A 25,716-nucleotide genomic window follows, 5' to 3' on the forward strand; every position below is an offset into this window, starting at 1 on the left:
GATCGCCTCAAGCGCGACCTTGGCCTTGAACTCGGCCGTAAACCGTCTGCGTGTCTTCATGCTGGATCGTCCTTTTCATCGGTCGATCCACCTTATGCCCCTGTCTCAGAAACCGGCACCACCTCAGATTTCCAGATGTGGCGCGAGACGGACCGCTGTCAGGAATATCTAGACAGGCTGAGGGAGTGGGAGGATACTACAGGCAGGGAGGTTGTTCCTTTCCTGTATGGTTAGAGGAGGATACACGAGGGGGAGGATTCTTTGTATATTCTTCCTGTTCCTTCCTTCTTCCTCCTTCCCCATACTTATACATATCGATGGGTTAACCCCTACAGCCACCAATGCATCAAGGTAGATTGTGACATCACATCCTCTGGCTCTGCTTTCTACGGCAGACCGATTCCCTAAGCTGCACTTCCTTGGCTCCGTGCTGTTTTTGTGCATTCAGGCATTCGCGCTAATGTTAGTCTTTGAGACGCTAATAGCTACCCTCGTTCCGCTTCCGGATGTCGATCATGCCATGCACCCATTCTTACATCATCGATCTATCCTGACTCACTCGATCCTAGTGCCGGGATGTCTTGCTTTGGTACTATCTCGTCTTTGGTTCATGAAACCTCTTTGTGCATTGTTTTTGGCTGCCACGGCCATAAATCTACTTTCTGATGCTCTTTCCCCTTCCATCGGGTATGGTGCTGTTTGGTTGCCCCCAGGCGCGAATGTCAGCTTGGGTGGTGCTTCCCCTTGGTGGCTTGGTGTCAATGGATTGGTATGTGCTATTGCAGCGATCAGAGTGATGAATGCCTCTTGGAGAACAGAACTTGTTGCCGCCATGTTCATCTGTGCCGCCCTTTATGGATTGGCCAACGAGCAAAGTGTGGCTTCGGCAGCCTTCATCATCGGTGTTTTGCTGATCTGCGCTGGACTGGCGTGGGCAAAAGGATGGCTCAGCCAGAATCCTAAGGTAAAATTTAGTGCGCTTAAAGTAACACGTGATGATCGCCTCCGAAATGCGAAGTTTCATGCAGAGACCGTCGCTATGAAACGTAAGGAGGCCAAGCTTGAAGCTGAGCGGATCAAGGCCGAAGCCTCTGCGGCTTGGGCACGCCGTAGCTGGTTCAGCCGCACTTTTATTCGTATCGGCCGCATGTTCCGAATGATTTGGTATAGCCTGAGAGCGGGCGTTTATGTGTGTCTCTGGGCGATCCAAAACCCAAAGAAAACTCTTGGTTCAACGGCTGCCATTGCGCTGGTGGTCGTATCACTTTACTTTCTTGGCGCATCGGTTCCCGAAACTGCGGAAGGCGTGGCCTCCGCGACAGGCCGAGGAGCCTTAGTGGCGCTTAAGACAGGAGCCGAAGCTGTCGGTGGCGGCGTTTGGGTGCTTCATTCCTCGGGCGGCTACATCCTGAACAGGGGAGGGAAATACGTCGGAGGTACCCTACGCTCGGCCCCGCCCTAACCCTGATGCGGCCTTTGCCCGAGGCACTGACTGTCTCGGGTAACATTGCCATCCCAAGCCCTTGGGGCATCTCTTGGGGCATAACCCCCTCCGTCGCCCAACCGCCATCACGAGGCAGGTCACGAGCCGATCTAGGCTATCCCGTCGAAAAGGCTCGGAGAGATCCCGTCCCTGAGGGAAGAAAATCCCATCTACTCAAAGATTTAGGTGATTTGGCTGGGGCGGTAGGATTCGAACCTACGGTACACGGTACCAAAAACCGTTGCCTTACCACTTGGCCACGCCCCAACTTGTGGAGGCGTATCTAGCCAAGGCGGCGGGGTGGTGCAAGAGGCAAAAGGAAAAATCTTGTGGCTTCCCCGCGGGAGTTTTATGCGCCCGGCATGGAACAGGTTGATACAGTCATTCTTGGTGCCGGAGCGGCCGGACTCTTTTGCGCCGGCTCGATTTTACGGCAGGCGGGAGACCGGGCGGGCAGGGTCGTGGTCCTGGATCACGCCCGCGCACCGGGCGAAAAGATTCGCATCTCTGGTGGCGGGCGGTGCAACTTCACCAATCTCGCGACCGGGCTCGACCGCTTCGTTTCCGGCAATCCGCGCTTTGCGGCTTCGGCCCTGGCCGGGTTCTCGCCGGCGGATTTCGTCGCCATGGTCGATCAGGCGGGCATCGCCTGGCACGAGAAAACCCTGGGCCAGCTTTTCTGCGACGGCAGTGCGCGGCAGATCATCGACATGCTGCTGCATCGGATGCGCGGGGCCGAGTTGCGGTTGGGCACCGCCGTCGAAAAGGTCGAGCCCGCCGAGCGAGGGTTCCTGGTCGCCAGCTCGAAAGGGCCGCTGGCCGCGCGTCGCCTGGTGGTGGCCACGGGCGGCAAATCGATCCCCAAGATGGGCGCGACGGGGATCGGTTACGACATCGCCGCCCGTTTCGGTCTTGCGTTGGTCGAGCCCAGGGCCGGGCTCGTGCCGCTGACCTTTGCCGAGCAGGACCTGGACCTTTGCCGGCCGCTTTCGGGCCTGTCCGTCGCGGCCGAGGTCAGCCATGGCGCCGGGCGGCGGCGCACCCGGTTCCGCGACGGGCTGCTGTTCACCCACCGCGGCCTGTCGGGCCCCGCGATCCTGCAAATATCGAGCTTCTGGCGGCCGGGAGAGGAGATCATCGTCGATCTGGCCCCCGATGCCGAGATCGCGGCGGGCCTGCGCGAGATCCGCGGGCAGGGCGGGCGCATGACCGTGGCCTCGGCCCTGTCGCGCTGGCTGCCCGCCCGGCTGGCCGAAGCGATCGCCGCCGAAGCGGGGCTGGCTGGCGCGCGGCTGGCCGACCAGGGGAATGCCGTGCTCGACCGCCTGGGCGGGCGGGTGAATCGCTGGGTGCTGCGGCCGGTCGGCACGGAAGGCTGGCGCACGGCCGAGGTCACGGTCGGCGGCGTCGATACGCGCGCGCTCGATTCCAGGACCATGCAGGTGAAATCGGTTCCCGGCCTTTATTTCATCGGCGAGGTCGTCGATGTCACCGGCTGGCTCGGCGGCTATAATTTCCAATGGGCCTGGGCCTCGGCCCATGCCGCGGCCCAGGCCATCGCGGCCGGCTGATCAGCCCATCACCGGATCGGATTTCGCCAGCGCGTCGAAGCGCATCAGCGAGGTGATCAGCGCCGGCATCCGGTGCAGATGGATCATGTTCGGCCCGTCCGAAGGCGCGTTGTCGGGGTCCTGGTGCGTCTCGATGAAGACGCCGGCGACGCCGAGCGCCACCGCCGCCCGCGCCATGACCGGCGCGAATTCGCGCTGCCCGCCGGAAGAGCCGCCCTGTCCGCCCGGCTGCTGCACGGAATGGGTCGCGTCCATGATCACCGGCCAGCCGGTCCGCGCCATGATCGGCAGGCTGCGCATGTCCGCGACCAGCGTATTGTAGCCGAAGCTGACGCCACGCTCGGTCAGCAGGATGCGTTCGTTGCCGGTCGAGGCGACCTTTTCGGCGACATTCGGCATGTCCCAGGGGGCAAGGAACTGACCCTTCTTGATGTTCACTGCCGCCGGGGTCTCGCCCGCGGCCAGGAGCAGGTCGGTCTGGCGCGACAGGAAGGCGGGGATCTGGATCACATCGACCACGGCGCCCGCCAGCCGCGCCTGCTCGATGTCATGCACGTCGGTCAGCACCGGGCAGCCGATGCGGCGCCGCACCTCGTCCAGCATGCGCAGCCCCTCGTCGATGCCGATGCCGCGGCGCCCCTTCAGCGAGGTGCGATTGGCCTTGTCGTAGCTGGCCTTGAAGACGAAACCCGCGCCTGCCTTCGCGCAGGATTCGGCCACCGTCTCGGCAATCATCAACGCATGATCGAGGGTTTCAAGCTGGCAGGGCCCGGCGATCAGCGCCAGGGGCTGATCGTTGCCGACGGTGACATTGCCGATCTGGAATTTTTTCATGAAGATACCTGTTCGCGCAGGATCGAGGCCGTCAGCGAGAGCATCAGGTAGATGCCCGAAAACACCAGGAAGGCCACGATCGTGTTCTGGAAAGCCTTGGGATAGGTCGCTTCGTCCGGGGGCACCGGCGCGACCGAGAGCGAGAGATAGCGGACCTGCTTGTTGGCCTCGATCCGCGCGGTCTCCATCTGCGCGGCGGCTGTGGCCAGCAGTTCCTGCCGGGTCATGAGGTCGGATTCGGCGATGCGGATCTCGCCCGAGATGGTGGCCAGCGAGCCGCGGGCGTTGTTGCCCTCGGTCAGCTGGCTGCGGGTCTGGGCCAGCATCTCCTCGAGCCGGCCGATATCGCCCTCGACGCCGGCGACGCGGCTGGCATTGGGGCGAAGGTTCGATTTCAACTGGCCCAGTTCCAGCTTCTTTTCCGCCAGCTGGCGCTCGAGCTCGGCGATATGGCCCATGATGACGCTGCCTTCCGCCGCCGGGTCGAGAACGCCCAGCTTCTGCTGCAATTCCTGCACCCGGCGCTGAGCCAGCAGCACCTTTCTCTCGGCATCCTGATAGCTCTCGACCGCACCCTTCATCTGGTCCTCGCGCAGGCGCGCGGTCATCTGGTCCACCTGGCCCTCGGCATATTTGATCAGCGCCAGCGAGAATTCCTGGCTGAGCTCGGGGTCGGGGGCGATCACTTCCATGTTGATCACGCCCTCGGTCGGATCATAGCCGATCTTCACCGAGTTGCGATAGAGCTTGTAGGCCTGTTCGTTCGTCGCATCAGGCGGCAGGCGCAGGATGGGGTCCATGGCCGGCTCCTGGAAGGCGCGCTTGAAGCCCAGATCCTTGTCGAGCCGCAGCATCGCGTCGCGCGAGGTCAGATAGCTTTGCACCGAGACCGAGTCGGTATTGGTGGCCAACTGCGTTCCACCGAACAGCCCGCCCAGGCCGCCCGGGCTGGATTGCTCGGCCTGCTGGATCTGGAACTGCGAGACGGTGGCGTAAAGCGGCGTGGCCACCGAGGAATAATACCAGCCCGCGATCAGCGTCGGCAGCACGACGAAGGCCGCAAGGCGTGCAAGCAGCATCAACAGCCTGCGGCGGCGACGGCGGGCGATGTCCTGCTGGATGCGGATGATCTCGGCGGCGCGGCGATCCTCGGTCAGCGCCTCGCGCGAGGGCAGGCTGGTGGTGCCGGGCGACAGGGGCATGATCTCGGTGCCGCGGCTGCGGGGGGGCGGGCCGTCACGGCGCGTCGGCACCGGCATGTTGGCGCCGTTGGCGGATGCCGCAGCCTGGGCGCGCGCGCCCTCTTCCGCCAGGATCTTGCCGACCGCGGCGCGGTGGAACGGGTCGATGCCGCGGTCGCGCAGCAGGACCACCGCCTCATGATCGGAAGCGGCCTCGATCTCGTGCATGGCGGCGATGCGGCGTGCCATGCGCAACTGGCGGTCGGTCAGGTTCTCGGCCCGCACCGCGGCGATGCGTTCGGCCATCGGCGGCTTGCCCTGCGCGGCCTCGGCAGGCTTCTTCGCCGCGCCGGGAAAGCGCATGTCGCCGAAACCGTCCTCCTCGGTCGAGAAAAGCTGCTCGGGGTTCTGGCCCGGGCGCGCGGATTCGATGCGCTTCTGGACCTCGACCTGCACTTTTTGCGCCGTGCCGGCTGCGTGCGGGCCCTCGCTGGCTGCCAGCACCGACTCTTCGCGGCTGATGCGATAGGCGCGCGCCTTAGGCGGTGTAGTCATAATATTGCTTGGCCTCTTCGAGGGTTTCGAACTGATATAGCTTGCCATCGCGAAGGACGGCAGCAGAATGGCAGAACTTTTCAATGGTTTGCGCCTGGTGCGACACCACGATCACGGTCGCCGACTTCAGGCGTTCGTAAAGCACCGTTCCCGCCTTGCGGTTGAATTCGGGATCCGTCGTGGCGGGCATGCCTTCGTCGATCAGGTAGATGTCGAATTCCAGCGCCAGCATCAGCGAAAAGGTAAAGCGCGACCGCATGCCGGCGCTGTAGGTGCCGACCGGCATGTCGAAATATTCGTCGATATCGGTCAGCCAGCGGCAGAAGGCTTCGACATAATCCGGGTCGAGCCCGTAGATGCGGGCGATGAAGCGCGCATTCTCGTTGGCGCTGAGCGACGGGGTGATGCCGCCCATGAAACCCAGCGGAAAAGAGACCCGGCATTCGGTGCGGATCGTGCCCTCGTCCGGCTTTTCCAGGCCGCACATCATGTTGATGATCGTGGTCTTGCCGGTACCGTTCGGTGCGAGAATGCCCATCGACCGCCCCAGTTCGATGCGGAACGACGCGCGATCGAGGATCACCTTGCGTTGGGTTCCGGTCCAGAACGACTTGGAGACATTGTCGAATTCGATCATCTGGCCGTCCTGATCCACGCGCATGCGCGGGCTGGTAATGGTTACGAGATACACAATCACTGCCGCAGCCTGAAACCCGCGCCGCGGCAGGCCGGACAATATGCCCGGGGGCCCGCGCTGTCCACCATGGCGATCAATGCTTGACATATCGTGAATGCCCGCCCTTTTCCGCCGGCCCGGATATGCCTATCTGCCGGACATGCCCGCCTCGACCAGCCTTCTTCGCGAGATATCGGCCTGCCGCCTTTGCGAGCAGCGCTTTGCATCGACGGCGACCGGGCACAGTCCGCGCCCCGTGGCCTGGTTCCGGCCCGGCGCGCGCATCCTGGTCGTCGGGCAGGCGCCGGGCATGCGCGTCCATCTGGCGGGGCGGCCCTTTGCCGATCGCTCGGGCGACCGGCTGCGCGACTGGATGGGCGTGTCGGACGCCGAGTTCTACGACCGCTCGCGCATTGCCATCGTGCCGATGGCCTTCTGCTTTCCGGGCTATGACGCCAAGGGCGCCGACCTGCCGCCGCCGCCGATCTGCGCCCGGACCTGGCGCGAACGCGTCATGGCCGAGTTGCAGCCGCAGCTGACGCTGCTGGTCGGCGGCCATGCGCAGCGCTGGCACCTGGGTGCGGCGGCGCGCGGCGGGGTGACCCAGACCGTCGCCGACTGGCGCGCGCATGGGCCGCGCATCTTTCCCTTGCCTCATCCGTCCTGGCGCAATACCGGCTGGTTGCGGCGCAATCCCTGGTTTCAGGCCGACCTGCTGCCGGAATTGCGCGCCGCCGTTGCCGCCCTGTTGAGAGAAGCCGATGACCCCGCTGGATGAACTTTGCCAGGTGCCCTTTCACGAGGCCGATGCCCCCGCCCGCGCGCGCATCCTGTCGCGCCTGGCCGATACCGAGCTTTTCGCCGCGCTGCTGGCCGAACCGGCCGACGACCGTGCCGAGCTGCGGCTGTTCGACCTGCCCGAGGGGCGCTTTGCCCTGGCCTGCGACCGCGAGGAACGGCTGGCCGGTTTCGTCGGCGGCCCGGTCGCCTATCTCGCCTTGCCGGGCCGGGTGCTTGCCGCGGCGCTGGCCGAGGAGGGGCGGGGCCTGCTGGTCAATCCGGGCCATGCCTCGCAGCTGATGCTGGATGCGGGCGTGCTGGGCTGGCTGGTGCAGGCGCTTCAGGCGCGCCCCAGCATGGTGCCGGACGAGGCGGCGCGGCGGCTGGGCGCGCCGTCGCCCGAGGCGGTGGCGCTTCTGGCCGAGCCCCTGGCGCAACGGCTGGGCGACATGGCCGGGCTGGTCGCGCGGCTGGCGCTGGTCGCGGCCGAATGGCAGGACGGGCGACAGGGCCACGCGCTGATCCTGGCCGGCGTCGAGCCGGCCCATGAGGACGCGGTGGCCAAGGCGCTGGCCGAGCTGCTGGCCTTCCTGCCCGAACTGCCCGGCGGCGTGGACATCGGCTTTGCCGGGCCGGATCTGCCCGCCGGGGCGCTGGTCCTGGAACCGCCGCCCCCGCCCCCCGCGCCCGAACCGGCGCGGCGCGATCCCTCGGCCCCGCCGCGACTGCGCTAGAGCGGAGCGGACAAAAGCTTGGCCCGGACAAACGAAAACCCGCCCTTGAGGGCGGGTCTTTGCGTGATCACCGTGAGTTGATCGGTCGCGAGTCAGGCGCCCCAATGGCGGATCGGGCCACAGTCCATATGGACGAAGTTCGAGCGCGAATATTTGCCGACGCCGCCTGCATTGCAGGCCGCCGCGGCCTTGTACATCTGCGAGACCGAGCGCGATTTCAGGCGCAGGTCGGCAGCCTTGCCCACCATGTGGAGCGAGTTCCTGGCCACGCCCGAAGAGCGCGAACGCAGCATGGCGTTGGTCTGCGGCGAGCGATAGCCCGACAGCATCATGTAGGGTTCGTTGGTCTGCAGCAGCCGGTGCGAGGCTGCGGCAATGTCGATCGCGCGCGGGTCGAACCCGATCGCCTGGCCCGTCCGCCAGTCGCGCATGAAGATGTTGATTTCATTGAGGGCATCCCGGATATACTTGCCTTCGACCCAATAGACCGTGTCGATGCTTTCGCCCGTGCGCCCCGAATACATGCGAATGCGGCGGATGTCGCCGGCGCCCCGCAGAAGTCCGAAGGCATTGGCCATAACCGGCGCTGCGGCCACCGTGGTCGCCGCGAAGACGCCAAGGATGCCCCGACGCGAGAGTGATTCAAACGTCATGTCAGATCGCCTGTCCTGCTTTCGTTGTTTTTGCCGCCCGTTGAAACGGCCCGCCCCGGTTTAGCCGGAGCCGGTTAAGAATATGTCACCAGCGCGCGAGCCGAGGGAAGCTTTTCGTTTCGCTTGCAGCAAAGATCCGCCATTCTCGGCAAAAATCCGCCGATATCCGGGTGATTCGGAACCAAATCCGATGTTTTTGCGCAGCCGTGTTTGCGCTGCATCAGTGATGCAAGAAAAAACTTGCCTCGCTGGACCGGAATCGGCGCAAATGCGAAGATTTGCCGCAGACGCAAAGGAACCTTTCAAGTGCGCTTTACCGGGTTGATTCGTGTGATGGTTGTTGCGGCCGCTCTGGCGGCCATGCCGCGCGTTGCGGCGGCGCAGGCCTTGGATGTGGCGCCGGTCGCCGCGCTTCCCGCGCCCAGGCTAAGCTTTTCCGAGCAGGAAATGCAACTGGCCCAGCAGGTTGCCGACCATCCGGGCTTGGCCGATTTCTATGGCACGAACGGGCTGAAGCCGGTCTTTACCGGCGCCGAGGGGGCCGCGCGCCGCGCTGCGCTGATCGAGGCGCTGGGGCAGGCGGCCTCGCACGGGTTGCCGCCCACGCGTTATCGCCAGGCGGCGTTGCGCACCCTCGACCGCGAGGGCGCCGACACGGTCGAGGAAGAGATCCGCTTTGCCCGCGCCTTCGCCGATTGGAGCCGCGACGTGTCGGGCGGGATCCTCGATCCGCGCCGGGTCGAACCCGGCATCAAGCGCGAGGTGCAGCGCCCGCGCACCGGCGATCTGCTGCGCGCCTTTGCCGCCGCCGCCGATCCGGTCGCCATGCTCGCTGCGCTGCCGCCGCAGGATGCGCGCTATGAGGCGCTGCGCCAGGCGCTGGCGCGGCAGTCGCAACTGGTCGCGCCCGGCGATGCGCCGCGAGTGCCCGAGGGGCTGTGGCGCGAGGGGACCAGCGACCCGGCGGTCGCGGCGCTGCGCGTGCGCCTTGCCTCGGTCGGTTTCGCCGCGGTGCCCATGGGCAGCCCGCTGACCTATGACGGGGCGCTGGCGCAGGCGGTCGCCGCCTATCAGAAGGCGGCGGGCCTGCCGGCGGACGGGGTGGCCGGGCCGCGCACGGTGGCGCGGCTGAACCGCGGCACCGGCCCCGAGGCCGAGGCGATCCTGGTCGCGCTGGAGCGGATGCGCTGGATGCGCGGGCACGACCTGAACGCCCGCCATGTCTGGGTGAACCTGCCCGAGTTCAACGCCCGCATCTACGAGAACGGCCGCGAGGTCTTCGAGACCCGCGTGGTCATCGGCAAGGCCAATCGCGAATTCGAGACGCCCGAGTTCAGCGAGACGATGAAATACATGGTCGTCAACCCGCGCTGGAACGTGCCGCGCTCGATCACCGTCAAGGAATACCTGCCGCGGCTTCAGGCCAACCGGCATGCGGTCGGGCATCTCGACGTGGTGGACGGGGCCGGCAATGTCATTGCGCGCGACCGCATCGACTTTCGCAAATACAGCGCCAAGACCTTTCCCTATCGCATGCGGCAGAAACCCAGCGACGACAATGCGTTGGGGCAGGTCAAGTTCATGTTCCCGAACCCGTGGAACATCTATCTGCACGACACGCCGACCAAGCATCTGTTCAACCAGTCCAGCCGCGCCTATTCGCATGGCTGCATCCGCGTCGGCCGCCCGGTCGACCTGGCGCATGAGCTGCTGAAGGGCCAGGTGGAAAGCCCCGAGGCGGTTTTCTCCAAGGCGCTGAAATCCGGGCGCGAGACCTATCTGAACCTGCGCCCGCCCGTGCCGGTGCATCTGGTCTATTTCACCGCCTTCCCCGACGAGAGCGGCCAGATCCGCCGTTTTCCCGACATCTATGGCCGCGATGCGCTGGTGCACGCGGCGCTGGTCAAGGCCGGGCTGGATTCCGCGGCCGCGGATGAATAGATGAACCCCAAGCAAAGGGGAGCCGCATGACACTGACCATCGCCGAACTGGCCCGCGCACTCGATGCCCGCCTCTGGGGCGATGGCAGCCTGATCGTCAACGGCGCGGCCGAGGCCGGCCAGGCAGGAGAGGGCCAGATCGCGCTGGCTACCTCGCCCGCCTATGCCGAGAAGCTCGGCCCCGGCGGCATGGCCCTGCTGGCCGAGGGGGCCGACCCCGAGGCGCTGGGGCTGCGCGCCGCCATCCTGGTCGGCCGGCCGCGGCTGGCCATGGCCGGGCTGACCCGTGCCTTCGATCCCGGCCCCGGCATCGCGCCCGGCATCCATCCCAGCGCGGTGATCGACCCGACGGCCGAACTGCCCGAGGACGCCGCCATCGGTCCCTTCGTGGTCATCGGCCCGCGGGTGCGGATCGGGGCGCGCGCGCGCATCGCCTCGCATGTCTCGATCGGCGCGGATACGGTGATCGGCCGCGACGCGCTGATCCATGCCGGCGTCCGCATCGCCCACGGCGTGACCATTGGCGACCGGGTGATCCTGAACCCCGGCGTCTCGCTGGGCGCGGACGGGTTTTCCTTCGTCACGCCCGAGAAGTCCGGCGTCGAGGAAATCCGCCAGTCCCTAGGCGAGCGGCAGGAGATTCGCCAGCAGCACTGGACCCGCATCCATTCGCTGGGCGGGCTCGAAATCGGCGACGATGTCGAGATCGGCGCCAATTCCACCGTGGACCGCGGAACCATCCGTGCGACCCGGATCGGGCGCGGCACCAAGATCGACAATCTCGTGCAGGTCGGCCACAATTGCGTGGTGGGCGAGGATTGCCTGCTTTGCGGCCTTGTCGGCATCGCCGGCTCGGCCCGGATCGGCAATCGCGTGGTGCTGGGCGGGCAGGTCGGCGTCTCGGACAATATCTTCGTCGGCGACGACGTGATCGCGGGGGGCGCCACCAAGATCTTTACCAACGCCCCCGCAGGCCGCGTGCTGCTGGGCAGCCCGGCGGTGCGAATGGAGACCCATGTCGAGGCGCAGAAGAACATCCGCCGCCTGCCGCGACTCTATGCGCAGGTGGCCGAGCTTCGCGAAACTGTTAAGAAACTGCTCGACAAGGGCGACGTGGAATAGCATTCCCGGGGCAATCGCCCCTGACTGGGACAGAACGGAGGCCGAGATGACAGAAATCCGCGACCGCATCATCCAGATCATCGCAGAACAGGCGATGCTGGACCCGTCCGAGCTGAAGCTCGAGATGTCGCCGCAAGAGATCGGCATCGACAGCCTGGGCCTCGTCGAATCGATCTTCGCCATCGAGGAAGCCTTCGACATCTCGGTGCCCTTCAACGCCAACGAGCCCGAGAAATCCGACTTCGACATCTCGACTCTCGGCGCCATCATCGGCGCCGTGGAAAAGCTGGTCGCTGAAAAGGCATGAACGCCAAGAGGAACAAGGGCGAGAGGCCGCCGAAAACCCCGCGCAAGCCCGGCAAGGTCAAGGGCAAGGTCAAGAGCGCGACCAAGATCGCCCGCACCATGCTGGGCCGCGTCATCATGGGCCGCCACGCCAACGGCATGCGCCGCGTCGCCATCACCGGCATGGGCACCGTCAACGCGCTTGGCCGCGACGTGCCCTCGACGCTGGAGGCGATGCGCGAGGGGCGCTGCGGCATCGGCCCGCTGGATTTCCGCGACGTGGACCGGCTGGCGATCCGCATCGGCGGCCAGGTTCGCGACTGGGAGGCCGAGACCTATTTCAATCGCCAGCAGATCGTCCTTTACGACAAGTTCACCCAGTTCACGCTTCTTGCCGCGCGCGAGGCGGTGGCGCAGTCCGGGCTGGTCTTCGAGGGCGAGCTGGGCCTGCGTTCGGGCGTGGTCCTGGGCACCGCCGCCGGCGGCATGAACACCTGGGACGAGAATTACCGCACCGTCTATGAAGAGGGGAAGAACCGCGTCCATCCCTTCGTCGTGCCCAAGCTGATGAACAACGCGGCCTGTTCGCATCTGAGCATGGAATACGGGCTGCTGGGGCCCAGCTTCACCGTGGCGACGGCCTGTGCCAGTTCCAACCACGCCATGGGCCTGGCCTTCAACATGGTGCGCTCGGGCGCGGCGACGGTCATGCTGACCGGCGGGTCCGAGGCGATGCTGTGCTTTGGCGGCGTCAAGGCGTGGGAGGGGCTGCGCGTCATGTCCAAGGACGCCTGCCGGCCGTTCTCGGCCACCCGCAACGGCATGGTGCAGGGCGAGGGCGCGGGTGTCTTCGTCTTCGAGGATTGGGAGCACGCGGTCGCGCGCGGCGCCGACATCCTGGCCGAGGTGGTGGGCTTTTCCATGTCGGCCGATGCGCAGGACATCGTCATGCCGTCAGCCATCGGCGCCGAGCGCACCATCACCGGCGCCATGCTGGACGCGCATATGCGCCCCGACGAGGTCGGCTATATCAACGCCCACGGCACCGGCACGGCGGCGAACGACAAGACGGAATGCGCCGCGGTGGCCCATGCCTTCGGCCATCACGCCGACCGGCTGATGATCTCGTCCACCAAGTCCATGCACGGCCACCTGATCGGCGGCACCGGCGCGGTCGAGCTGTTGGCCTGCATCATGGCGCTGCGCGACGGCGTGATCGCGCCGACCATCGGCTATGAGGAGCCGGACCCGGAATGCGCGCTGGACGTGGTGCCGAACGAGGCGCGCGAGGCCAGGGTCGAGGCGGTGCTGTCCAACGCCTTCGCCTTCGGCGGGCTGAACGCGGTGATCGCACTGCGCAAGGCGTGACGTCATCATTGCATGAGCGATCAATGCCTTGCCATGGAAAGCTCCAGGCTTTCCAGGTCGGGCTGTGAACCCTCCCTTCGGCTCCGGCCTATTACCGCGCCACCTCTCGCGGGCGCAGCATCAGCCACAACAGCGCACCCCCCGCCAGCACCAAGAAGGGCAGCATGGCCAGGTTGACCGCGTTCCAGCCCGCCTGGGTCGAGCCGCCCATGCAGTTCATCAGCCCGCCCGAGGACAGCGAGGCCAGGAACACCCCGCCGAAGACCACGGCGTCGTTCAGGCCCTGCACCCGCTCGCGTTCCTCGGGGCGATAGGCGCGGGTCAGCATGGCGGTGGCGCCGATATAGCCGAAGTTCCAGCCCAGCCCGAGCAGGATCATGGCGATGAAGAAATGCGCGAGATCGACCCCCGACAGCGCCACCGCCCCGGCGCCAGCCAGGATCGCAAGCCCGACCATGACGATGCGCGTGGCACCGAAGCGGGCGATCAGGTGGCCGGTAAAGAACGAGGGCGCGAACATTGCCAGCACATGGCCCGAGACGATATTGGCCGCGTCCGCCGTCGCAAACCCGCAGCCCACCACGGCCAGCGGGGCTGAGGTCATCACGAGGTTCATCAGCGCATAGGACACCATGCCGCAGATCATCGCCACGGCGATCTGCGGCACGCGCAAGAGTTCGCCCAGCGGCCGGCCCTCGGTCTGGCCGCGGACGGGGGCGGGCGGTTTCGGAATGTCCAGAAAGGCGAAGAGCACCGGCCCCAGCAGGTTCAGCCCGATGATCGCGGCATAGGTGGCCAGGAAGGGGATGGCGGTCACATCCGCTGTCAGCCGCACCAGGAACGGGCCGGTGAAGGCGGCGGCAAGCCCGCCCGCCAGCACCCAGGAAATCGCGCGCGACTGGAACTCGGGCGGCGCGCAATCGGTGGCGGCAAAGCGGAAAAAGCCCTGCGCCGCCATATAGACGCCGGTGAAAAGCGCGCTGGCGGTGAACAGCCAGAAATTGCCGCTGGCCAGCCCATAGGCGGCGATGGCCGCCCCCAGCGCCGCCGAGCCGCAGGACAGGAGGAACCCCGCCCGCCGCCCGTGCCGGCGCATGAAGCCCGACAGCGGCCGGGCAGAGAGCGCCGAACCCAGGATCATCATCGACAAGGGCAGGGTGGCGATGCAGGGGTTCGGGCTCAGCATCTGCCCGGCCAGACCGCCGACGATGAAGATCATCGACATCTGCGCCCCAAGCAACGCCTGTGCCAGCAAGAGCACGATGACGTTGCGCCGGGCGCGGCGCATCGGGTCGGTCTCGGCCAGGGTCATCGCCATGGCGGGACTAGCGCAGGGTGCGCGCGTCGCGGGCGCGGGATTCGATCGCCGCCCAATCGCCGGCGGCCACATCAGCATCCGGCGCGATCCAGCTGCCGCCGACGCAGATCACGTTCGGCAGTGCCAGGTAGTCGGGGGCGTTCTGCAAGGTCACGCCGCCGGTCGGGCAAAAGCTGACCTGCGGCAGCGGCCCGGCCAGCGATTTCAGCGATTTCGCGCCGCCCGCCGCCTCGGCCGGAAAGAACTTCAGCATGGAAAAGCCCATTTCCATCGCCCGCATCACCTCGGATGCGGTGACGGCGCCGGGCAGGAGCGGCAGGCCGATATCCTCGCAGGCGCGCACCAGCCGCTCGGTCGCGCCCGGCGAGACGGCGAAGCTGGCGCCGGCATCCTTCGCGCGTTTGGCGTCGTCGGGTGTCAGCACCGTGCCCGCGCCGACATGGCCGCCCGGCACCTTGGACATTTCGCCGATCACCTGCAATGCGGCGGGGGTGCGCAGGGTCACCTCCAGCACCGGCAGGCCGCCGGCGACCAGCGCCGTTGCCAACCCTTCGGCGCGGGTCGCGTCGCCGACCACCAGGACCGGGATGACCGGGGCGAGTTCACAAAGCGCGCGGGTCTTCTGGGACTGTTGTTCGGGGGTCATGGCGGGCCTCGTTCTTGCGGAAAACTCGCGGCAGGTTACGCTTTTCCGCGCGGCTGCGCAAGGGTGTGTGTTAGCGTTAACTGAGGGCTGGCGCATGGAGACGCCGGAGCAGGGGGCTGTCCGCCCCCTCTTGCGGCTTGCGCCGCAATTCACCCCCGAGGGTATTTCGGCAACGGAAAGCCCGTCAGCCGCCGAAACTGCTGCGCCCGCCCGAGCGCGCGGTGGCCGAGGCGCCGAAGCCGCCGCGCTGGCTGACCTGCGCGGCCGACATCGGCGGCTTGCCGAGGGTCGAGGGGGCGCGCTGAAAGGTCGCGGCCGGCACCTTGCCCGCGCCACGGTTGCTGGCGAAGCTCTGGTCGCCCTTGGGCGTGGAAAAGCGGCCGTCCGCCGTGCGCACCATCGGCTGCGACGAGATGCCGCCGCCGCGCGACAGCATCGAGCCCATCATGTAGCCGACCAGCAGCGGCATGAAGGAAAAGCCGCCGCCCGAGTTCTGCGCCTCCTGGGTCTGGGCCGGATCGCCGCCGCAATTGCCGGCGCCGTGTTCTTGTTCGCAAAGTTCCCTGGACTCGTAGCGCGGGGCGGTTTCAAGGAATTCCTGCTGGGCGGCGGCAAAGTTCTTGCGGCAGTCTTCTTCGGTGAACCACAGCGTTTCCTGCTTGCTGGCGGCGATGCAGCTTTCCAGGTCGGGAAAGCTTTGCGCGTCCATCCGGTCGTCCTCGCAGCCGGCGAGCGCCAGGGTCGCGGTTCCGGCCAGCACCAGCGCGACATGGCGCGAGCGTTTGCGGGGGAGGCGTTCGGTCATGGTCAGCCCTCGATGAAATGCGGCTTGAACCGCGACAGGTTGTGGGTGATGGGCGAGCGGTCCTCGCGCAGGCCGAGGCCGCAGCAGTTCTCGCCGACGATCCAGGCGCCGAGCACCGGGCGGAAGCCGCCGAAATCCGGCAGCCGGGCAAGGCCCTGCACGATCATCGGATGGTGCGAATAGCTGTCGTCGCCGGTGCGCGCCGCCTCGCGGCCGCCTTCGTGGATCACCACCCCTGCGCCTTCGCGCGAGAAGATCGGCTTGGTGACGTGACCCAGCGCCAGTGTTTCCCGCGCGGCCTCGAAAGCCTGAGCCGCCTCGGGGGCGGGATTGCCGCCGGTCAGCGCATCCTGCACATCCGCAAGGAAGAAGGCGGGCAGCAGGTTCGGGTGGCCGGGGAACATCTGCCACAAGAGCGGCAGGATGCCCTTGTTCGACAGGACCGCCTTCCAGGGCGGCTCGATGAAGCGGGTGCCGGAGCTTTGCAGATGCGCGGCGAACTCGTCGCGCAGCATGTCCTCCCACGGATAGAGCTTGAAGAGCGTGCCGATGACGCGGGACTGGTCGTCGGCGAACTGGCCCTCTTCGGTTAGGCCGATCTGGGAAAGCGCGGTGAAATGCGCGCCCAGGCCCGCCTCGCGCGCCGCCCAGGCCAGGGTCTCGACGGTGGCGTAATCCTCGGGGTTGTCGGGATCGGCGGCGAAATGCACCTCTTCGCCGTCGGGGCAAATCTGCGTCCAGCGCGCCACGATCGCCTCGTGGATGCTGTTGAACTGGTCGGCATCGGCGTCGAGCACGCCCGCCGCCTGCTGCTGTTCGAACCAGAGCCACTGGAAGCTGGCGGATTCGTAAAGCGAGGTCGGCGTGTCGGCATTGTATTCCAGCAGCCTGGCCGGCCCGTTGCCGTCATAGGCCAGGTCCATGCGGCCATAAAGCTCGGGCTCGCCCCGTGACCAGCTGGCGGCGATCAGGTCCCAGTGCTGGCGGGGGATGTCGAGCCGGGCCAGCCAGGCCTCGTCGCGCACGGCGCGGTCCACCGCCTCGCGGCACAGCGCATGCAGTTCGGTGGCGGGGGCTTCGATATCCTCCTCGATCTCGCGCAGGGTGAAGCGATAGGCGCTGGTCTCGTCCCAATAGGGCTCGCCGCCCATGTCGGCGAAGGTGAAGCCCAGTTCCTCGGCCTTGTCGCGCCAGCCGGGCCGCTCGGGAAGGGTGCGTTTTTCCATGGTCTCTCCTTCAGCCCGAGATAGGACGGGCGCACGGCCCGGCGCAAGCCTCGGGCGGCGATTTTCCCCGCCGGCCGGGCTTGCGCATCATCGGCACTGCCCGGCCGGCGCGGAACGCGGGGCTTGCGGCAAGCCTTGCTTCGCGCCAATCTGCTACCATTCCAGTCCCGCGAGCGACGGGACGCGACAACAGGGATGTCCCATCATGCAGAACCGCTTTCCGCTTCGCGCGCTGCTCCTGGCCTCGGCCGTGTCCTTGGCCGCGCCGATGACCCTGACCGTGACCGCGGCGCAGGCCGAGACCCCCGCCGACACGCTGGTCATCGCCCATCAGATCGACGACATCATCAGCCTCGACCCCGGGCAGAGCTTCGAATTCTCGGGTCAGGACGTGGTGCACAGCCTTTACGACCGGCTGGTGGATTTCGATCCGCTGGACCTGAACGCCGGGATCAAGCCCAGCCTGGCCGAAAGCTGGGAGGTCAGCGAGGACGGCAAGACCATCACCCTGACCATGCGCGAGGGCGTGACGTTCCAGTCCGGCAACCCGGTCCGGGCCGAGGATGCCGCCTGGTCGCTGCAACGCGCCGTCAAGCTGAACAAGTCGCCGGCCTTCATCCTGAACCAGTTCGGCTTTACCGCCGAGAACGTGGACGAGCGCGTGACCTTCGACGGCAACCGGGTGATCCTGCAACTGGACCAGCCCTATGCGCAAAGCTTCGTGCTGAACTGCCTTGCCTCCGAGGTCGGCTCGGTCATCGACAAGGAAACCGCCATGAGCCATGCCGAGGGCGAGGATTTCGGCAATGCCTGGCTGTCCACCAACGGCGCGGGCTCGGGTCCCTACGCCCTGGGCGCGTGGCGGCCGAACGAGGCGGTGCAACTGGTCGCCAATCCCGATTATTGGCAGGGCGCGCCGACGATGGCCCGGGTGATCGTGCGGCACGTCCAGGAAAGCAGCGCCCAGCGGCTGCTGCTGGAGCAGGGCGATGTCGACGTGGCGCGCAACCTGACGCCGACCGATGTCGAGGGCGTCGCCGGCAATGAAAGGCTGAAGGTCCTGGACGAGCTGCGCGGCCGCATCCTCTACATGGGGCTGAGCCAGAAGGACCCGCTGCTGTCCAGGCCCGAGATGGTCGAGGCGATGAAATACCTGATCGACTACGCGGGCATGGAATCGAGCTTTCTCAAGGGCCAGTGGAAAGTGCACCAGAACTTCCTGCCCGAGGGCTATCTGGGTGCCGCGGACGAAAATCCCTGGAGCTATGACATCGAGAAGGCCCGCCAGATCCTGACCGATGCCGGCATCACCTCGGGCACCGTCAAGACCATCGTGCGCGACATTCGCGAATATGTCGATGCGGCCCAGACCCTGCAAGCCGCCATGGCCCAGGTCGGGCTGACGCTGGAAATCCAGCAGATGACCGGGGCGCAGGTGCTTGACGCCTATCGCGCGCGGCAGGTGCCGATCTTCATCGGCGAATGGGGGCCGGATTACGCCGATCCGAACACCAATGCCTCGACCTTTGCCCATAACCCCAACAACGCCGACGATGCCGGGCTGTCGCAGCTGGCATGGCGCAACAGCTGGGCGGTGCCGCAAGAGATGAACCAGGCCGTCGAGGCCGCCACGCTGGAGGGCGACACCGACAAGCGCGTGCAGATGTATCTGGACATCCAGAGCCAGTATCGCGAGATCGCGCCGATCATCCCGATGTTCCAGAAGATCGAGCAGGTGGTGCTGCAGCAGAACGTGCAGAACTGGACCTCGGGCGGCTCGGTCACCTCGGTCAATTATCGTCAGGTGACGAAGGAATAAGGCGTGGCCCAGCCCGACATCCTCGGTCCGCCGGGACAGGGCGTGCCGCCCCCGGCCGGCGGCATGCCATCGGCCCGCCGGGCGCGGCTGGGCCGGAGGCTTCGCAGCCTTGCCGGCATCGCCCTGTCGCTCGCGCTGACGCTGCTGGGCCTGCTGCTGGTCACCTTCGTCATCGGCCGCATCATGCCGATCGACCCGGTGCTGAAGGTGGTGGGCGAGCGCGCGACCCAGGAGCAATACGACGCGGCCTATCAGGCGATGGGGCTGGACAAGCCGATCTGGCAGCAATTCCTGCGCTACATGGCCGAGGTGCTGCGGGGCGATTTCGGCCGTTCGATCTCGACCGGGCATCCGGTGGCGCAGGACCTGCTGCGGGTGTTTCCGGCGACGGTCGAACTGGCGACGCTGGGCACGCTGATCGGCGTCTGCGTGGGCGTGCCCTTGGGCGTGGTCGCCGCCGCGCGCCGGGGCGGCTGGATCGACCAGGTCGCCCGCGTGGTGGCGCTGGTGGGCTATTCCATGCCGATCTTCTGGCTGGGGCTGATGGGGCTTTTGCTGTTCTACGGCATCCTCGGCTGGGTCGGCGGGCCGGGGCGGCAGGGCATCATCTATGACGGCATGGTGCCCACGGTCACCGGGCTGATCCTGATCGACAGCCTGGTCGCCGGCGATTGGGCCGCCTTTCGCGACGCCTTCAGCCATATCGTGCTGCCGGCCAGCCTGCTGGGCTATTTCAGCCTCGCCTATATCAGCCGCATGACCCGCAGCTTCATGTTGGAGCAGCTTTCGGCGGAATATGTCGTCACCGCCCGGGTCAAGGGCCTTTCCGAGGGCCGGGTGATCTGGGGCCATGCCTTCCGCAACATCCTGGTGCCGCTGATCACGGTGATCGCGCTGAGCTTCGGCTCGCTGCTGGAGGGCTCGGTGCTGACCGAGATCGTGTTCTCATGGCCCGGCATCGGCCAGTATATCACCAAGGCGCTGCTGGCGGGCGACATGAACGCCGTGCTGGGCGGGACCGTGGTGGTCGGCACCTGCTTCGTGGCGCTGAACCTGCTTTCCGATATCCTCTACCGCCTGCTGGACCCGAGGGCGAAATGACCCAGACCACACGCGCATGGCTTCTGTCCGACGCGCCGCAGACCCGGCGGCAGGCTCGGCTGGGGGCGCTTTACCAGGGTTGGCTGACCTTTCGCGCCAACCGGCTTGCCATGGTCGGGCTGGCGATCCTGGTCCTGCTGGTGCTGGTGGCCGCCTTCGCGCCCTGGATCGCACCGCAGAACCCCTATGCCCAGAACCTGGCCGAGCGGCTGCGGCCGCCCTCGGCGCAGCACTGGCTGGGCACCGATGCACTGGGCCGGGACATCCTGTCGCGGCTGATCTTTGGCTCGCGCGTGACGCTGTTCATCGTCGGCACGGTGGCGCTGATCGCGCCGGTGATCGGGCTTTTCGTCGGCACGGTCGCGGGGTTCGCCGGCGGCTGGGTCGACCAGGTGCTGATGCGCATCACCGACATCTTCCTGGCCTTCCCCAAGCTGATCCTGGCGCTGGCCTTCGTCGCCGCACTCGGCCCCAGCATCGGCAACGCGGTGCTGGCGCTGGCCCTTACCTCCTGGCCGCCCTATGCGCGCCTGGCGCGGGCCGAGACGCTGACCATCCGCAATGCCGACTACATCGCCGCCGCCCGGTTGCAGGGGGCAGGGCCGCTGCGGCTGCTGATCGGCCATGTCTGGCCGCTTTGCGTCAGTTCGCTGATCGTGCGGGTGGCGCTGGACATGGCGGGGATCATCCTCTCCGCCGCCGGGCTGGGCTTCCTTGGCCTTGGCGCGCAACCGCCGATGCCGGAATGGGGGGCGATGATCTCGGACGGGCGCAGCTATATCCTGGATTTCTGGTGGGTGGCGGCCATGCCGGGCATGGCGATCTTTGTCGTGTCGCTGGCCTTCAACCTGCTCGGCGACGGGCTGCGCGACGTGCTGGATCCCAAGGGAGGCCGGGAATGAGCCCGCTGCTTTCGGTTCGGAACCTCCGCGTCTCCTTCCCGACCCGCTCGGGCATGTTCGAGGCGGTGCGCGGTGTCAGCTTCGACCTTGGCCGGGAACGGCTGGGCGTGGTGGGCGAAAGCGGTTCGGGCAAGTCGATGACCGGCCGCGCCATCCTCGGCCTCGTCCGCCCGCCCGGGCGGGTCGAGGCCGAGCGCATGGAACTGGGCGGCGAGTCGATCCTGAACCTGCCCGAGGCCCGCATGCGCCGCCTGCGCGGCTCGCGCATCAGCATGGTGATGCAGGACCCCAAGTTCAGCCTGAACCCGGTGATGACCGTGGGCCGGCAGATCATGGAGGGCTACCGCCTGCATACCGGCAAGAGCCGCGCCGCCGCCCGCGACAAGGCGCTGGAGATGCTGGCCGCGGTGCAGATCCGCGACCCCGAGCGGGTCTTTCACGCCTATCCGCACGAGGTCTCGGGCGGCATGGGCCAGCGCATCATGATTGCCATGATGCTGGCCCCCGACCCCGAGATCCTGATCGCGGACGAGCCCACATCGGCGCTGGACGTCTCGGTCAGGAACGAGGTGCTGCGCATCATGGACCGGCTGGTCGGCGCCCGCGGCATGGGGCTGATCTTCATCAGCCACGACCTGAACCTGGTCGCGCAGTTCTGCGACCGCGTCCTCATCATGTATGCCGGCCGCGTGGTCGAGGAACTGCCCGCCCGCGACCTGCACGCCGCGAAGCACCCCTATACGCAGGGCCTCTTGAACAGCCTGCCGCGCCTCGACCGCCCTGTCGAGCGCCTCGCGGTCCTGCAAAGGCAAGAGGGCTGGCGCGACGCCCCGCCGGCGGAAACCCCGTGATGCCGCTTCTTCGTTCCCCAAATACTCATCCGCCCCGGTGCTACCCATGCTGACGGTCGAGAATCTGGATGTCTGGTTCGGCCACGCGCCCGAACGCGTCGATGCGGTGAAATCCGCCAGCTTCACCGTCCCGCAGGGCGAAAGCTTCGGTCTCGTCGGCGAAAGCGGCTCGGGCAAGTCGACCATCCTGCGCGCCATCACCGGGCTGATCGACACATGGTCGGGCCGCGTCATCGTGGCGGGGGAAGCCATCGCCGGCCGCCATCGCTCGCGCGCCTTCCACAAGACGGTGCAGATGGTGTTCCAGGATCCCTATGCCAGCCTGCATCCGCGCCATTCCGTGGACCGGGTGCTGTCGGAAACCCTGCACCTGCAGGGCATGGACCGCATCGACCAGCGCATCACCCGGCTTCTGGACCAGGTCGGGTTGGGGCAGGGCTTCCGTTTCCGCTATCCGCACCAGCTTTCGGGCGGGCAGCGCCAGCGCGTCGCCATCGCCCGGGCGCTTGCGGCCGAGCCGAAACTGCTGCTTCTGGACGAGCCGACCTCGGCGCTGGATGTCAGCGTGCAGGCCGAGATCCTGAACCTGCTCGGCGACATCCGGGCCGAGCGGGGGCTGACCTATGTCATGGTCAGCCACGACCTGGCGGTGGTGGCGCATATGTGCGACCGGCTGGCGGTGATGCGCGAGGGCCGGATCGTCGAGCAGATGGATGCCGCCCGCCTGCGCGCTGGCGCGGCAGAGGGCGACTACGCCCGGGCATTGATCGCGGCCAGCACCGGCTACGCGCGCGAAACCTAGACCGCCACGCCGAAGATCTTGCCGATGCCGGCGGTGACCGCCAGTGCGAAGACGCCGCCCAGGATCACCCGCAGCACCGCCCGTCCGGGCGGGGCGCCGCCGGCCCAGGCCCCCAGCGCGCCCAGCACCGCCAGCGCGACCACCACCGCGACCAGCACGCTGGCGACGACCTGCCCCCCCGGCGCCATGATCGCCGCCAAAAGCGGCACCGCCGCCGCGACGCTGAAGGTCGCGGCCGAGGCCAGCGCCGCCTGCAGCGGATTGGCGTTCGACGCCTCGCTGAGCCCCAGCTCGTCGCGCACATGGGCGGCCAGCGCATCATGCTCGGTCACCTCGCGCGCGGCCTGCAAGGCGGTGCCGGGCGTCATGCCGCGCGATTCGTAGATTGCGGCCAGTTCGTGCAACTCCTCTTCGGGCATCTCCCGCAGGGCTTCGTGCTCGCGGGCGATGTCGGCGCGCTCGGTATCCGATTGCGAGCTGACCGAGACATATTCGCCCATGGCCATGGACATCGCGCCCGCGACCAACCCGGCCGTTCCCGCGATCAGGATCGCCTGCCGCCCCGGATCGGCCGCCGCCACGCCGACGATCAGCGCGCCCACCGAGACGATGCCGTCATTCGCCCCCAGCACCGAGGCTCGCAGCCAGCCCATGCGGCTGACGTAATGCGGATCGTCGGGATGGGCGCTGGGTTGCTTGCTCATTGCGGGCCTCGGCTGCTGTTCCGGGGCCAGCTTAACGGCCCGGACCGCATTTGCCAGCCTTGCGTCCCGCGCTCGGCGCCGTCACGCTGCGGGCTGGCGAATCCCGCCGGGAAGAGAGGCAAGAATGCAGCACGATCCGATCCTGCCGCCGGCTTTGAACCTGATCGGCGGCGCATGGCGACCTGCCGCCTCGGGGCGCGAGATGGCGATGATCTCGCCCATCGACGGCCAGCCCTTTGCCGCCATTGTCGATTCCGGCCCCGAGGACGTGGATGCGGCGATCCGTGCCGCCCGCTTGGCCTTCGAGGGCGACTGGGGGCGCCTGACCGCTGCCGAGCGCGGCCGGCTGATGCTGCGCCTTGCCCTGCGCATCGAGGCCGAGGCGGAAGCGCTTGCGCAGCTGGAAACCCGCGACAACGGCAAGCCCATCGCCCAGTCGCGCGCCGACATGGCGGCCCTGGCGCGCTATTTCGAATATTACGGCGGCGCGGCGGACAAGCTGCATGGCGAGGTGATCCCGTTCCTGAACGGCTATGACGTGATGGCGCTGCGCGAGCCGCATGGCGTGACCGGCCATATCATCCCCTGGAACTATCCGGTGCAGATCTTCGGGCGCTCGGTCGGCGCGGCGCTGGCCATGGGCAATGCGACGGTGACCAAGCCGGCCGAGGATGCCTGCCTGGCCATCCTGCGCATCGGCGAACTGGCGGCCGAGACCGGCTTTCCGCCCGGCGCGATCAATATCGTCACCGGACGCGGCGAGGTGGCGGGGCGGGCGCTGTCCGAGCATCCCGGCGTCGATTTCATCAGCTTCACCGGCTCGCCCGAGGTCGGGCAGGCGATCGGGATCGCGGCGGCGCGCAACCATATCCCCTGCACGCTGGAGCTGGGCGGCAAGTCGCCGCAGATCGTCTTCGACGATGCCGATCTGGAGGCTGCGGCCCCGGTCATCGTCAATGCCATCGTGCAGAACGGCGGCCAGACCTGCTCGGCCGGATCGCGCGTGCTGATCCAGCGCGGCATCTGGGAGCGGCTGACGGCGATGCTGGCCGAACGCTTCGGCGCGGTGGTGGCCGGTCCGGCCGAGGGCGCGCTGCTGGGTCCGCTGATCTCGGCCCGGCAGCAGGCGCGGGTCGAGCGCTATGTCGCCGAGGCCGCAGCCCCGCTGATCGCGCGCGGGACCATCGCCGAGGACGCGCCCGCGGCCGGCTTTTACGTCGCGCCGGCGCTGTTCGGCCCGGTCGATCCCGAAAGCCCGCTGGCGCAGGAAGAGATCTTCGGTCCGGTGCTGGCCGCCATCCCCTTCGACACCGAGGCCGAGGCCGTGGCCATCGCCAACGGCACCGAATACGGGCTGGTTGCCGGCATCTGGACCCGCGACGGCGACCGGCAGGCGCGGATGGCGCGGGCCATGCGCTGCGGGCAGGTCTTCATCAACGGCTATGGCGCCGGGGGCGGGATCGAGCTGCCTTTCGGCGGGGTGCGCAAATCCGGCCATGGTCGCGAAAAGGGCTTCATCGCGCTTCACGAATTCTCGCGGCTGAAAACCGTGGTTCATCGTTTCGCATAAAAAGGGAGAGAGATCATGCGGCTTCAGGGCAAGACGGCATTGGTGACGGGCGGCGCCTCGGGCTTCGGGCGCGGCATCGCCGAAACCTTCGCGCGCGAGGGCGCGCGGGTGGCTGTGCTGGACATTGACGGCGAGGCGGCCAAGGCGGTGGCCTCGGGCATCGGCGGGCCTGCCATCACCTGCGACGTGAGCCGGGGCGATCAGGTCCGCGCGGCGGTGGCCCAGGCGCGCGACGCCTTCGGCAGCCTCGACATCGTGGTGAACAATGCCGGCTGGACCACGCCGAACGGCCCGTTGCTGGACACGGACGAGGCGGCGTTCCGCAAGATCTACGACATCAACGTGCTGTCGATCTTTCACATGACCCATGCCGTGCTGCCGCATTGGCGCGAGCGGGGGCAGGGGGTGATGATCAATGTCAGCTCGACCGCCGGCATCCGGCCGCGTCCGGGGCTGAGCTGGTACAACTCCTCGAAAGGCGCGGTGAACACCCTGACCCGCAGCCTGGCGGCGGAACTGGCGCCCGAGGGCGTCCGCGTGAACGCCATCGCCCCGGTGATGGGCGAGACCGGGATGCTGGAGCGGTTCATGGGCTGCGAGGACACGCCCGAGAACCGCGCCCGCTTCCTTGCCACCATCCCGCTGGGGCGGCTGTCGCAGCCGCGCGACATCGCCAATGCGGCGCTTTACCTTGCCTCGGACGAGGCCGATTTCATCACCGGCGTCATCCTCGAAGTCGATGGCGGGCGGACAGTCTAGTCCGCCCCCCTGAACTAGCCCGCCCCCCTGA

At 67.2% G+C, this 25,716-nt stretch carries 25 protein-coding genes and 1 tRNA gene; 16 read left to right on the forward strand and 10 right to left on the reverse strand.

Annotation, left to right across the window (positions count from 1 at the left end; genetic code table 11):
* On the forward strand, positions 1-234 hold a 234-nt coding region (locus tag QPR87_RS10480; protein WP_285049531.1), incomplete at its 5' end, for a hypothetical protein.
* Between the two features lie 226 nt (positions 235-460).
* Positions 461-1,462 (forward strand): hypothetical protein, encoded by a 1,002-nt coding sequence (locus QPR87_RS10485; RefSeq protein ID WP_285049532.1) that lies wholly within the window; start codon positions 461-463, stop codon positions 1,460-1,462.
* Positions 1,463-1,675: 213 nt separating this feature from the next.
* Here QPR87_RS10485 and QPR87_RS10490 read toward each other — a convergent pair.
* Positions 1,676-1,750 (reverse strand) — tRNA-Gln (locus QPR87_RS10490).
* A gap of 95 nt (positions 1,751-1,845) precedes the next feature.
* Here QPR87_RS10490 and QPR87_RS10495 point away from each other — a divergent pair.
* Positions 1,846-3,054 carry a BaiN/RdsA family NAD(P)/FAD-dependent oxidoreductase gene (locus QPR87_RS10495; protein ID WP_104492631.1) on the forward strand — a complete coding sequence of 403 codons (1,209 nt, stop codon included), beginning with the start codon at positions 1,846-1,848 and terminating at the stop codon, positions 3,052-3,054.
* Here the strand turns inward: QPR87_RS10495 and kdsA are convergent, their stop codons facing one another.
* From kdsA to QPR87_RS10510, 3 genes are read right to left on the reverse strand one after another with little or no spacing between them, the layout of a single operon-like run.
* The gene (gene kdsA, locus QPR87_RS10500; RefSeq protein WP_285049533.1) at positions 3,055-3,888 is read right to left on the reverse strand and encodes a 3-deoxy-8-phosphooctulonate synthase; all 834 of its coding nucleotides are present in this window, start codon (positions 3,886-3,888) and stop codon (positions 3,055-3,057) included. It abuts the gene before it with no gap.
* Positions 3,885-5,624, reverse strand: coding sequence for a KpsE/RkpR family capsule polysaccharide export protein (locus QPR87_RS10505; RefSeq protein WP_285049534.1), 1,740 nt, complete (start codon positions 5,622-5,624; stop codon positions 3,885-3,887). The genes kdsA and QPR87_RS10505 overlap by 4 nt, the downstream gene beginning before the upstream one ends.
* Complete coding sequence (locus QPR87_RS10510; RefSeq protein ID WP_011747558.1) at positions 5,608-6,261, reverse strand: ABC transporter ATP-binding protein; 654 nt, start codon at positions 6,259-6,261, stop codon at positions 5,608-5,610. Before QPR87_RS10510 ends, QPR87_RS10505 begins: the two co-directional genes overlap by 17 nt.
* Positions 6,262-6,415: 154 nt before the next feature.
* Between QPR87_RS10510 and QPR87_RS10515 the strand changes: the two genes are divergently transcribed.
* Together QPR87_RS10515 and QPR87_RS10520 are read left to right on the forward strand one after the other, a co-directional pair.
* Entirely contained in the window at positions 6,416-7,078 is a 663-nt protein-coding gene (locus QPR87_RS10515; RefSeq protein ID WP_502921605.1) for a uracil-DNA glycosylase family protein, read from the forward strand.
* Positions 7,062-7,814, forward strand: a complete 753-nt coding sequence (locus QPR87_RS10520; protein WP_285049535.1) for an SseB family protein — start codon at positions 7,062-7,064, stop codon at positions 7,812-7,814. Before QPR87_RS10515 ends, QPR87_RS10520 begins: the two co-directional genes overlap by 17 nt.
* A gap of 92 nt (positions 7,815-7,906) precedes the next feature.
* Here the strand turns inward: QPR87_RS10520 and mepK are convergent, their stop codons facing one another.
* Positions 7,907-8,467, reverse strand: coding sequence for a peptidoglycan L,D-endopeptidase MepK (gene mepK, locus QPR87_RS10525; protein ID WP_011747561.1), 561 nt, complete (start codon positions 8,465-8,467; stop codon positions 7,907-7,909).
* Positions 8,468-8,800: 333 nt separating this feature from the next.
* On the opposite strand from mepK, the gene QPR87_RS10530 reads away from it, so the two are divergent.
* From QPR87_RS10530 to QPR87_RS10545, 4 genes are all read left to right on the forward strand, one after another.
* Positions 8,801-10,408 (forward strand): L,D-transpeptidase family protein, encoded by a 1,608-nt coding sequence (locus QPR87_RS10530; protein ID WP_285049540.1) that lies wholly within the window; start codon positions 8,801-8,803, stop codon positions 10,406-10,408.
* Positions 10,409-10,434: 26 nt separating this feature from the next.
* Complete coding sequence (locus QPR87_RS10535) at positions 10,435-11,529, forward strand: UDP-3-O-(3-hydroxymyristoyl)glucosamine N-acyltransferase (RefSeq protein WP_285049542.1); 1,095 nt, start codon at positions 10,435-10,437, stop codon at positions 11,527-11,529.
* A 46-nt stretch (positions 11,530-11,575) separates the two neighbouring features.
* Positions 11,576-11,836, forward strand: coding sequence for an acyl carrier protein (locus QPR87_RS10540; RefSeq protein ID WP_041529833.1), 261 nt, complete (start codon positions 11,576-11,578; stop codon positions 11,834-11,836).
* A 137-nt stretch (positions 11,837-11,973) separates the two neighbouring features.
* On the forward strand, positions 11,974-13,182 hold the full coding sequence (locus tag QPR87_RS10545) for a beta-ketoacyl-[acyl-carrier-protein] synthase family protein (protein ID WP_041530143.1): 1,209 nt from the start codon (positions 11,974-11,976) through the stop codon (positions 13,180-13,182).
* 91 nt (positions 13,183-13,273) lie between these two features.
* Here QPR87_RS10545 and QPR87_RS10550 read toward each other — a convergent pair whose 3' ends face one another.
* The 4 genes from QPR87_RS10550 to QPR87_RS10565 all read right to left on the reverse strand — a co-directional run bounded on the left by QPR87_RS10550 (position 13,274) and on the right by QPR87_RS10565 (position 17,177).
* Complete coding sequence (locus QPR87_RS10550; protein WP_011747567.1) at positions 13,274-14,500, reverse strand: MFS transporter; 1,227 nt, start codon at positions 14,498-14,500, stop codon at positions 13,274-13,276.
* 7 nt (positions 14,501-14,507) lie between these two features.
* A complete protein-coding gene (eda, locus tag QPR87_RS10555) occupies positions 14,508-15,146 on the reverse strand; it encodes a bifunctional 4-hydroxy-2-oxoglutarate aldolase/2-dehydro-3-deoxy-phosphogluconate aldolase (RefSeq protein ID WP_011747568.1) in 639 nt (212 codons plus the stop codon).
* Positions 15,147-15,330: 184 nt separating this feature from the next.
* On the reverse strand, positions 15,331-15,951 hold the full coding sequence (locus tag QPR87_RS10560) for a DUF1190 domain-containing protein (protein WP_011747569.1): 621 nt from the start codon (positions 15,949-15,951) through the stop codon (positions 15,331-15,333).
* 2 nt (positions 15,952-15,953) lie between these two features.
* Positions 15,954-17,177, reverse strand: coding sequence for a glutathionylspermidine synthase family protein (locus QPR87_RS10565; protein WP_285049545.1), 1,224 nt, complete (start codon positions 17,175-17,177; stop codon positions 15,954-15,956).
* A 205-nt stretch (positions 17,178-17,382) separates the two neighbouring features.
* Between QPR87_RS10565 and QPR87_RS10570 the strand changes: the two genes are divergently transcribed.
* The 5 genes from QPR87_RS10570 to QPR87_RS10590 all read left to right on the forward strand — a co-directional run bounded on the left by QPR87_RS10570 (position 17,383) and on the right by QPR87_RS10590 (position 22,652).
* The gene (locus tag QPR87_RS10570; protein WP_011747571.1) at positions 17,383-18,996 is read left to right on the forward strand and encodes an ABC transporter substrate-binding protein; all 1,614 of its coding nucleotides are present in this window, start codon (positions 17,383-17,385) and stop codon (positions 18,994-18,996) included.
* Positions 18,997-19,059: 63 nt separating this feature from the next.
* Positions 19,060-20,097 (forward strand): ABC transporter permease, encoded by a 1,038-nt coding sequence (locus QPR87_RS10575; protein WP_285049658.1) that lies wholly within the window; start codon positions 19,060-19,062, stop codon positions 20,095-20,097.
* The gene (gene nikC, locus QPR87_RS10580; RefSeq protein WP_104492346.1) at positions 20,094-20,999 is read left to right on the forward strand and encodes a nickel transporter permease; all 906 of its coding nucleotides are present in this window, start codon (positions 20,094-20,096) and stop codon (positions 20,997-20,999) included. The genes QPR87_RS10575 and nikC overlap by 4 nt, the downstream gene beginning before the upstream one ends.
* Positions 20,996-21,850: an ABC transporter ATP-binding protein gene (locus QPR87_RS10585; protein WP_104492349.1), complete on the forward strand. Its 855-nt coding sequence runs from the start codon at positions 20,996-20,998 to the stop codon at positions 21,848-21,850. Before nikC ends, QPR87_RS10585 begins: the two co-directional genes overlap by 4 nt.
* Before the next feature lie 46 nt (positions 21,851-21,896).
* Positions 21,897-22,652 (forward strand): ABC transporter ATP-binding protein, encoded by a 756-nt coding sequence (locus tag QPR87_RS10590; protein ID WP_104492351.1) that lies wholly within the window; start codon positions 21,897-21,899, stop codon positions 22,650-22,652.
* On the opposite strand, the gene QPR87_RS10595 is transcribed toward QPR87_RS10590, so the two are convergent.
* Positions 22,649-23,356, reverse strand: a complete 708-nt coding sequence (locus QPR87_RS10595) for a VIT1/CCC1 transporter family protein (protein WP_011747576.1) — start codon at positions 23,354-23,356, stop codon at positions 22,649-22,651. The genes QPR87_RS10590 and QPR87_RS10595 overlap by 4 nt on opposite strands.
* A gap of 124 nt (positions 23,357-23,480) precedes the next feature.
* On the opposite strand from QPR87_RS10595, the gene QPR87_RS10600 reads away from it, so the two are divergent.
* Positions 23,481-24,926, forward strand: coding sequence for an aldehyde dehydrogenase family protein (locus QPR87_RS10600; protein WP_285049551.1), 1,446 nt, complete (start codon positions 23,481-23,483; stop codon positions 24,924-24,926).
* A 15-nt stretch (positions 24,927-24,941) separates the two neighbouring features.
* Positions 24,942-25,685: an SDR family oxidoreductase gene (locus QPR87_RS10605; protein ID WP_011747578.1), complete on the forward strand. Its 744-nt coding sequence runs from the start codon at positions 24,942-24,944 to the stop codon at positions 25,683-25,685.
* Positions 25,686-25,716 lie beyond the last annotated feature (31 nt).

The sequence above is a fragment of the Paracoccus sp. SSJ genome (genome assembly GCF_030234105.1).
In the GTDB taxonomy this organism is placed as follows: Bacteria; Pseudomonadota; Alphaproteobacteria; order Rhodobacterales; family Rhodobacteraceae; genus Paracoccus; species Paracoccus denitrificans.

Excerpts from the sequence above, each read along its gene's own strand:
- QPR87_RS10520 (WP_285049535.1), top strand. The coding sequence starts at position 7,062 with ATGACCCCGCTGGATGAACTTTGCCAGGTGCCCTTTCACGAGGCCGAT.
- QPR87_RS10560 (WP_011747569.1), bottom strand. The coding sequence starts at position 15,951 with ATGACCGAACGCCTCCCCCGCAAACGCTCGCGCCATGTCGCGCTGGTG.
- QPR87_RS10565 (WP_285049545.1), bottom strand. The coding sequence starts at position 17,177 with ATGGAAAAACGCACCCTTCCCGAGCGGCCCGGCTGGCGCGACAAGGCC.
- QPR87_RS10530 (WP_285049540.1), top strand. The coding sequence starts at position 8,801 with ATGGTTGTTGCGGCCGCTCTGGCGGCCATGCCGCGCGTTGCGGCGGCG.
- QPR87_RS10585 (WP_104492349.1), top strand. The coding sequence starts at position 20,996 with ATGAGCCCGCTGCTTTCGGTTCGGAACCTCCGCGTCTCCTTCCCGACC.
- QPR87_RS10600 (WP_285049551.1), top strand. The coding sequence starts at position 23,481 with ATGCAGCACGATCCGATCCTGCCGCCGGCTTTGAACCTGATCGGCGGC.
- mepK (WP_011747561.1), bottom strand. The coding sequence starts at position 8,467 with ATGACGTTTGAATCACTCTCGCGTCGGGGCATCCTTGGCGTCTTCGCG.
- QPR87_RS10550 (WP_011747567.1), bottom strand. The coding sequence starts at position 14,500 with ATGGCGATGACCCTGGCCGAGACCGACCCGATGCGCCGCGCCCGGCGC.
- QPR87_RS10545 (WP_041530143.1), top strand. The coding sequence starts at position 11,974 with ATGCGCCGCGTCGCCATCACCGGCATGGGCACCGTCAACGCGCTTGGC.
- QPR87_RS10605 (WP_011747578.1), top strand. The coding sequence starts at position 24,942 with ATGCGGCTTCAGGGCAAGACGGCATTGGTGACGGGCGGCGCCTCGGGC.
- QPR87_RS10485 (WP_285049532.1), top strand. The coding sequence starts at position 461 with ATGTTAGTCTTTGAGACGCTAATAGCTACCCTCGTTCCGCTTCCGGAT.
- QPR87_RS10505 (WP_285049534.1), bottom strand. The coding sequence starts at position 5,624 with ATGACTACACCGCCTAAGGCGCGCGCCTATCGCATCAGCCGCGAAGAG.
- QPR87_RS10595 (WP_011747576.1), bottom strand. The coding sequence starts at position 23,356 with ATGAGCAAGCAACCCAGCGCCCATCCCGACGATCCGCATTACGTCAGC.
- QPR87_RS10575 (WP_285049658.1), top strand. The coding sequence starts at position 19,060 with ATGCCATCGGCCCGCCGGGCGCGGCTGGGCCGGAGGCTTCGCAGCCTT.
- eda (WP_011747568.1), bottom strand. The coding sequence starts at position 15,146 with ATGACCCCCGAACAACAGTCCCAGAAGACCCGCGCGCTTTGTGAACTC.
- kdsA (WP_285049533.1), bottom strand. The coding sequence starts at position 3,888 with ATGAAAAAATTCCAGATCGGCAATGTCACCGTCGGCAACGATCAGCCC.
- QPR87_RS10570 (WP_011747571.1), top strand. The coding sequence starts at position 17,383 with ATGCAGAACCGCTTTCCGCTTCGCGCGCTGCTCCTGGCCTCGGCCGTG.
- QPR87_RS10535 (WP_285049542.1), top strand. The coding sequence starts at position 10,435 with ATGACACTGACCATCGCCGAACTGGCCCGCGCACTCGATGCCCGCCTC.
- nikC (WP_104492346.1), top strand. The coding sequence starts at position 20,094 with ATGACCCAGACCACACGCGCATGGCTTCTGTCCGACGCGCCGCAGACC.
- QPR87_RS10510 (WP_011747558.1), bottom strand. The coding sequence starts at position 6,261 with ATGATCGAATTCGACAATGTCTCCAAGTCGTTCTGGACCGGAACCCAA.
- QPR87_RS10495 (WP_104492631.1), top strand. The coding sequence starts at position 1,846 with ATGGAACAGGTTGATACAGTCATTCTTGGTGCCGGAGCGGCCGGACTC.
- QPR87_RS10540 (WP_041529833.1), top strand. The coding sequence starts at position 11,576 with ATGACAGAAATCCGCGACCGCATCATCCAGATCATCGCAGAACAGGCG.
- QPR87_RS10590 (WP_104492351.1), top strand. The coding sequence starts at position 21,897 with ATGCTGACGGTCGAGAATCTGGATGTCTGGTTCGGCCACGCGCCCGAA.
- QPR87_RS10515 (WP_502921605.1), top strand. The coding sequence starts at position 6,416 with ATGCCCGCCCTTTTCCGCCGGCCCGGATATGCCTATCTGCCGGACATG.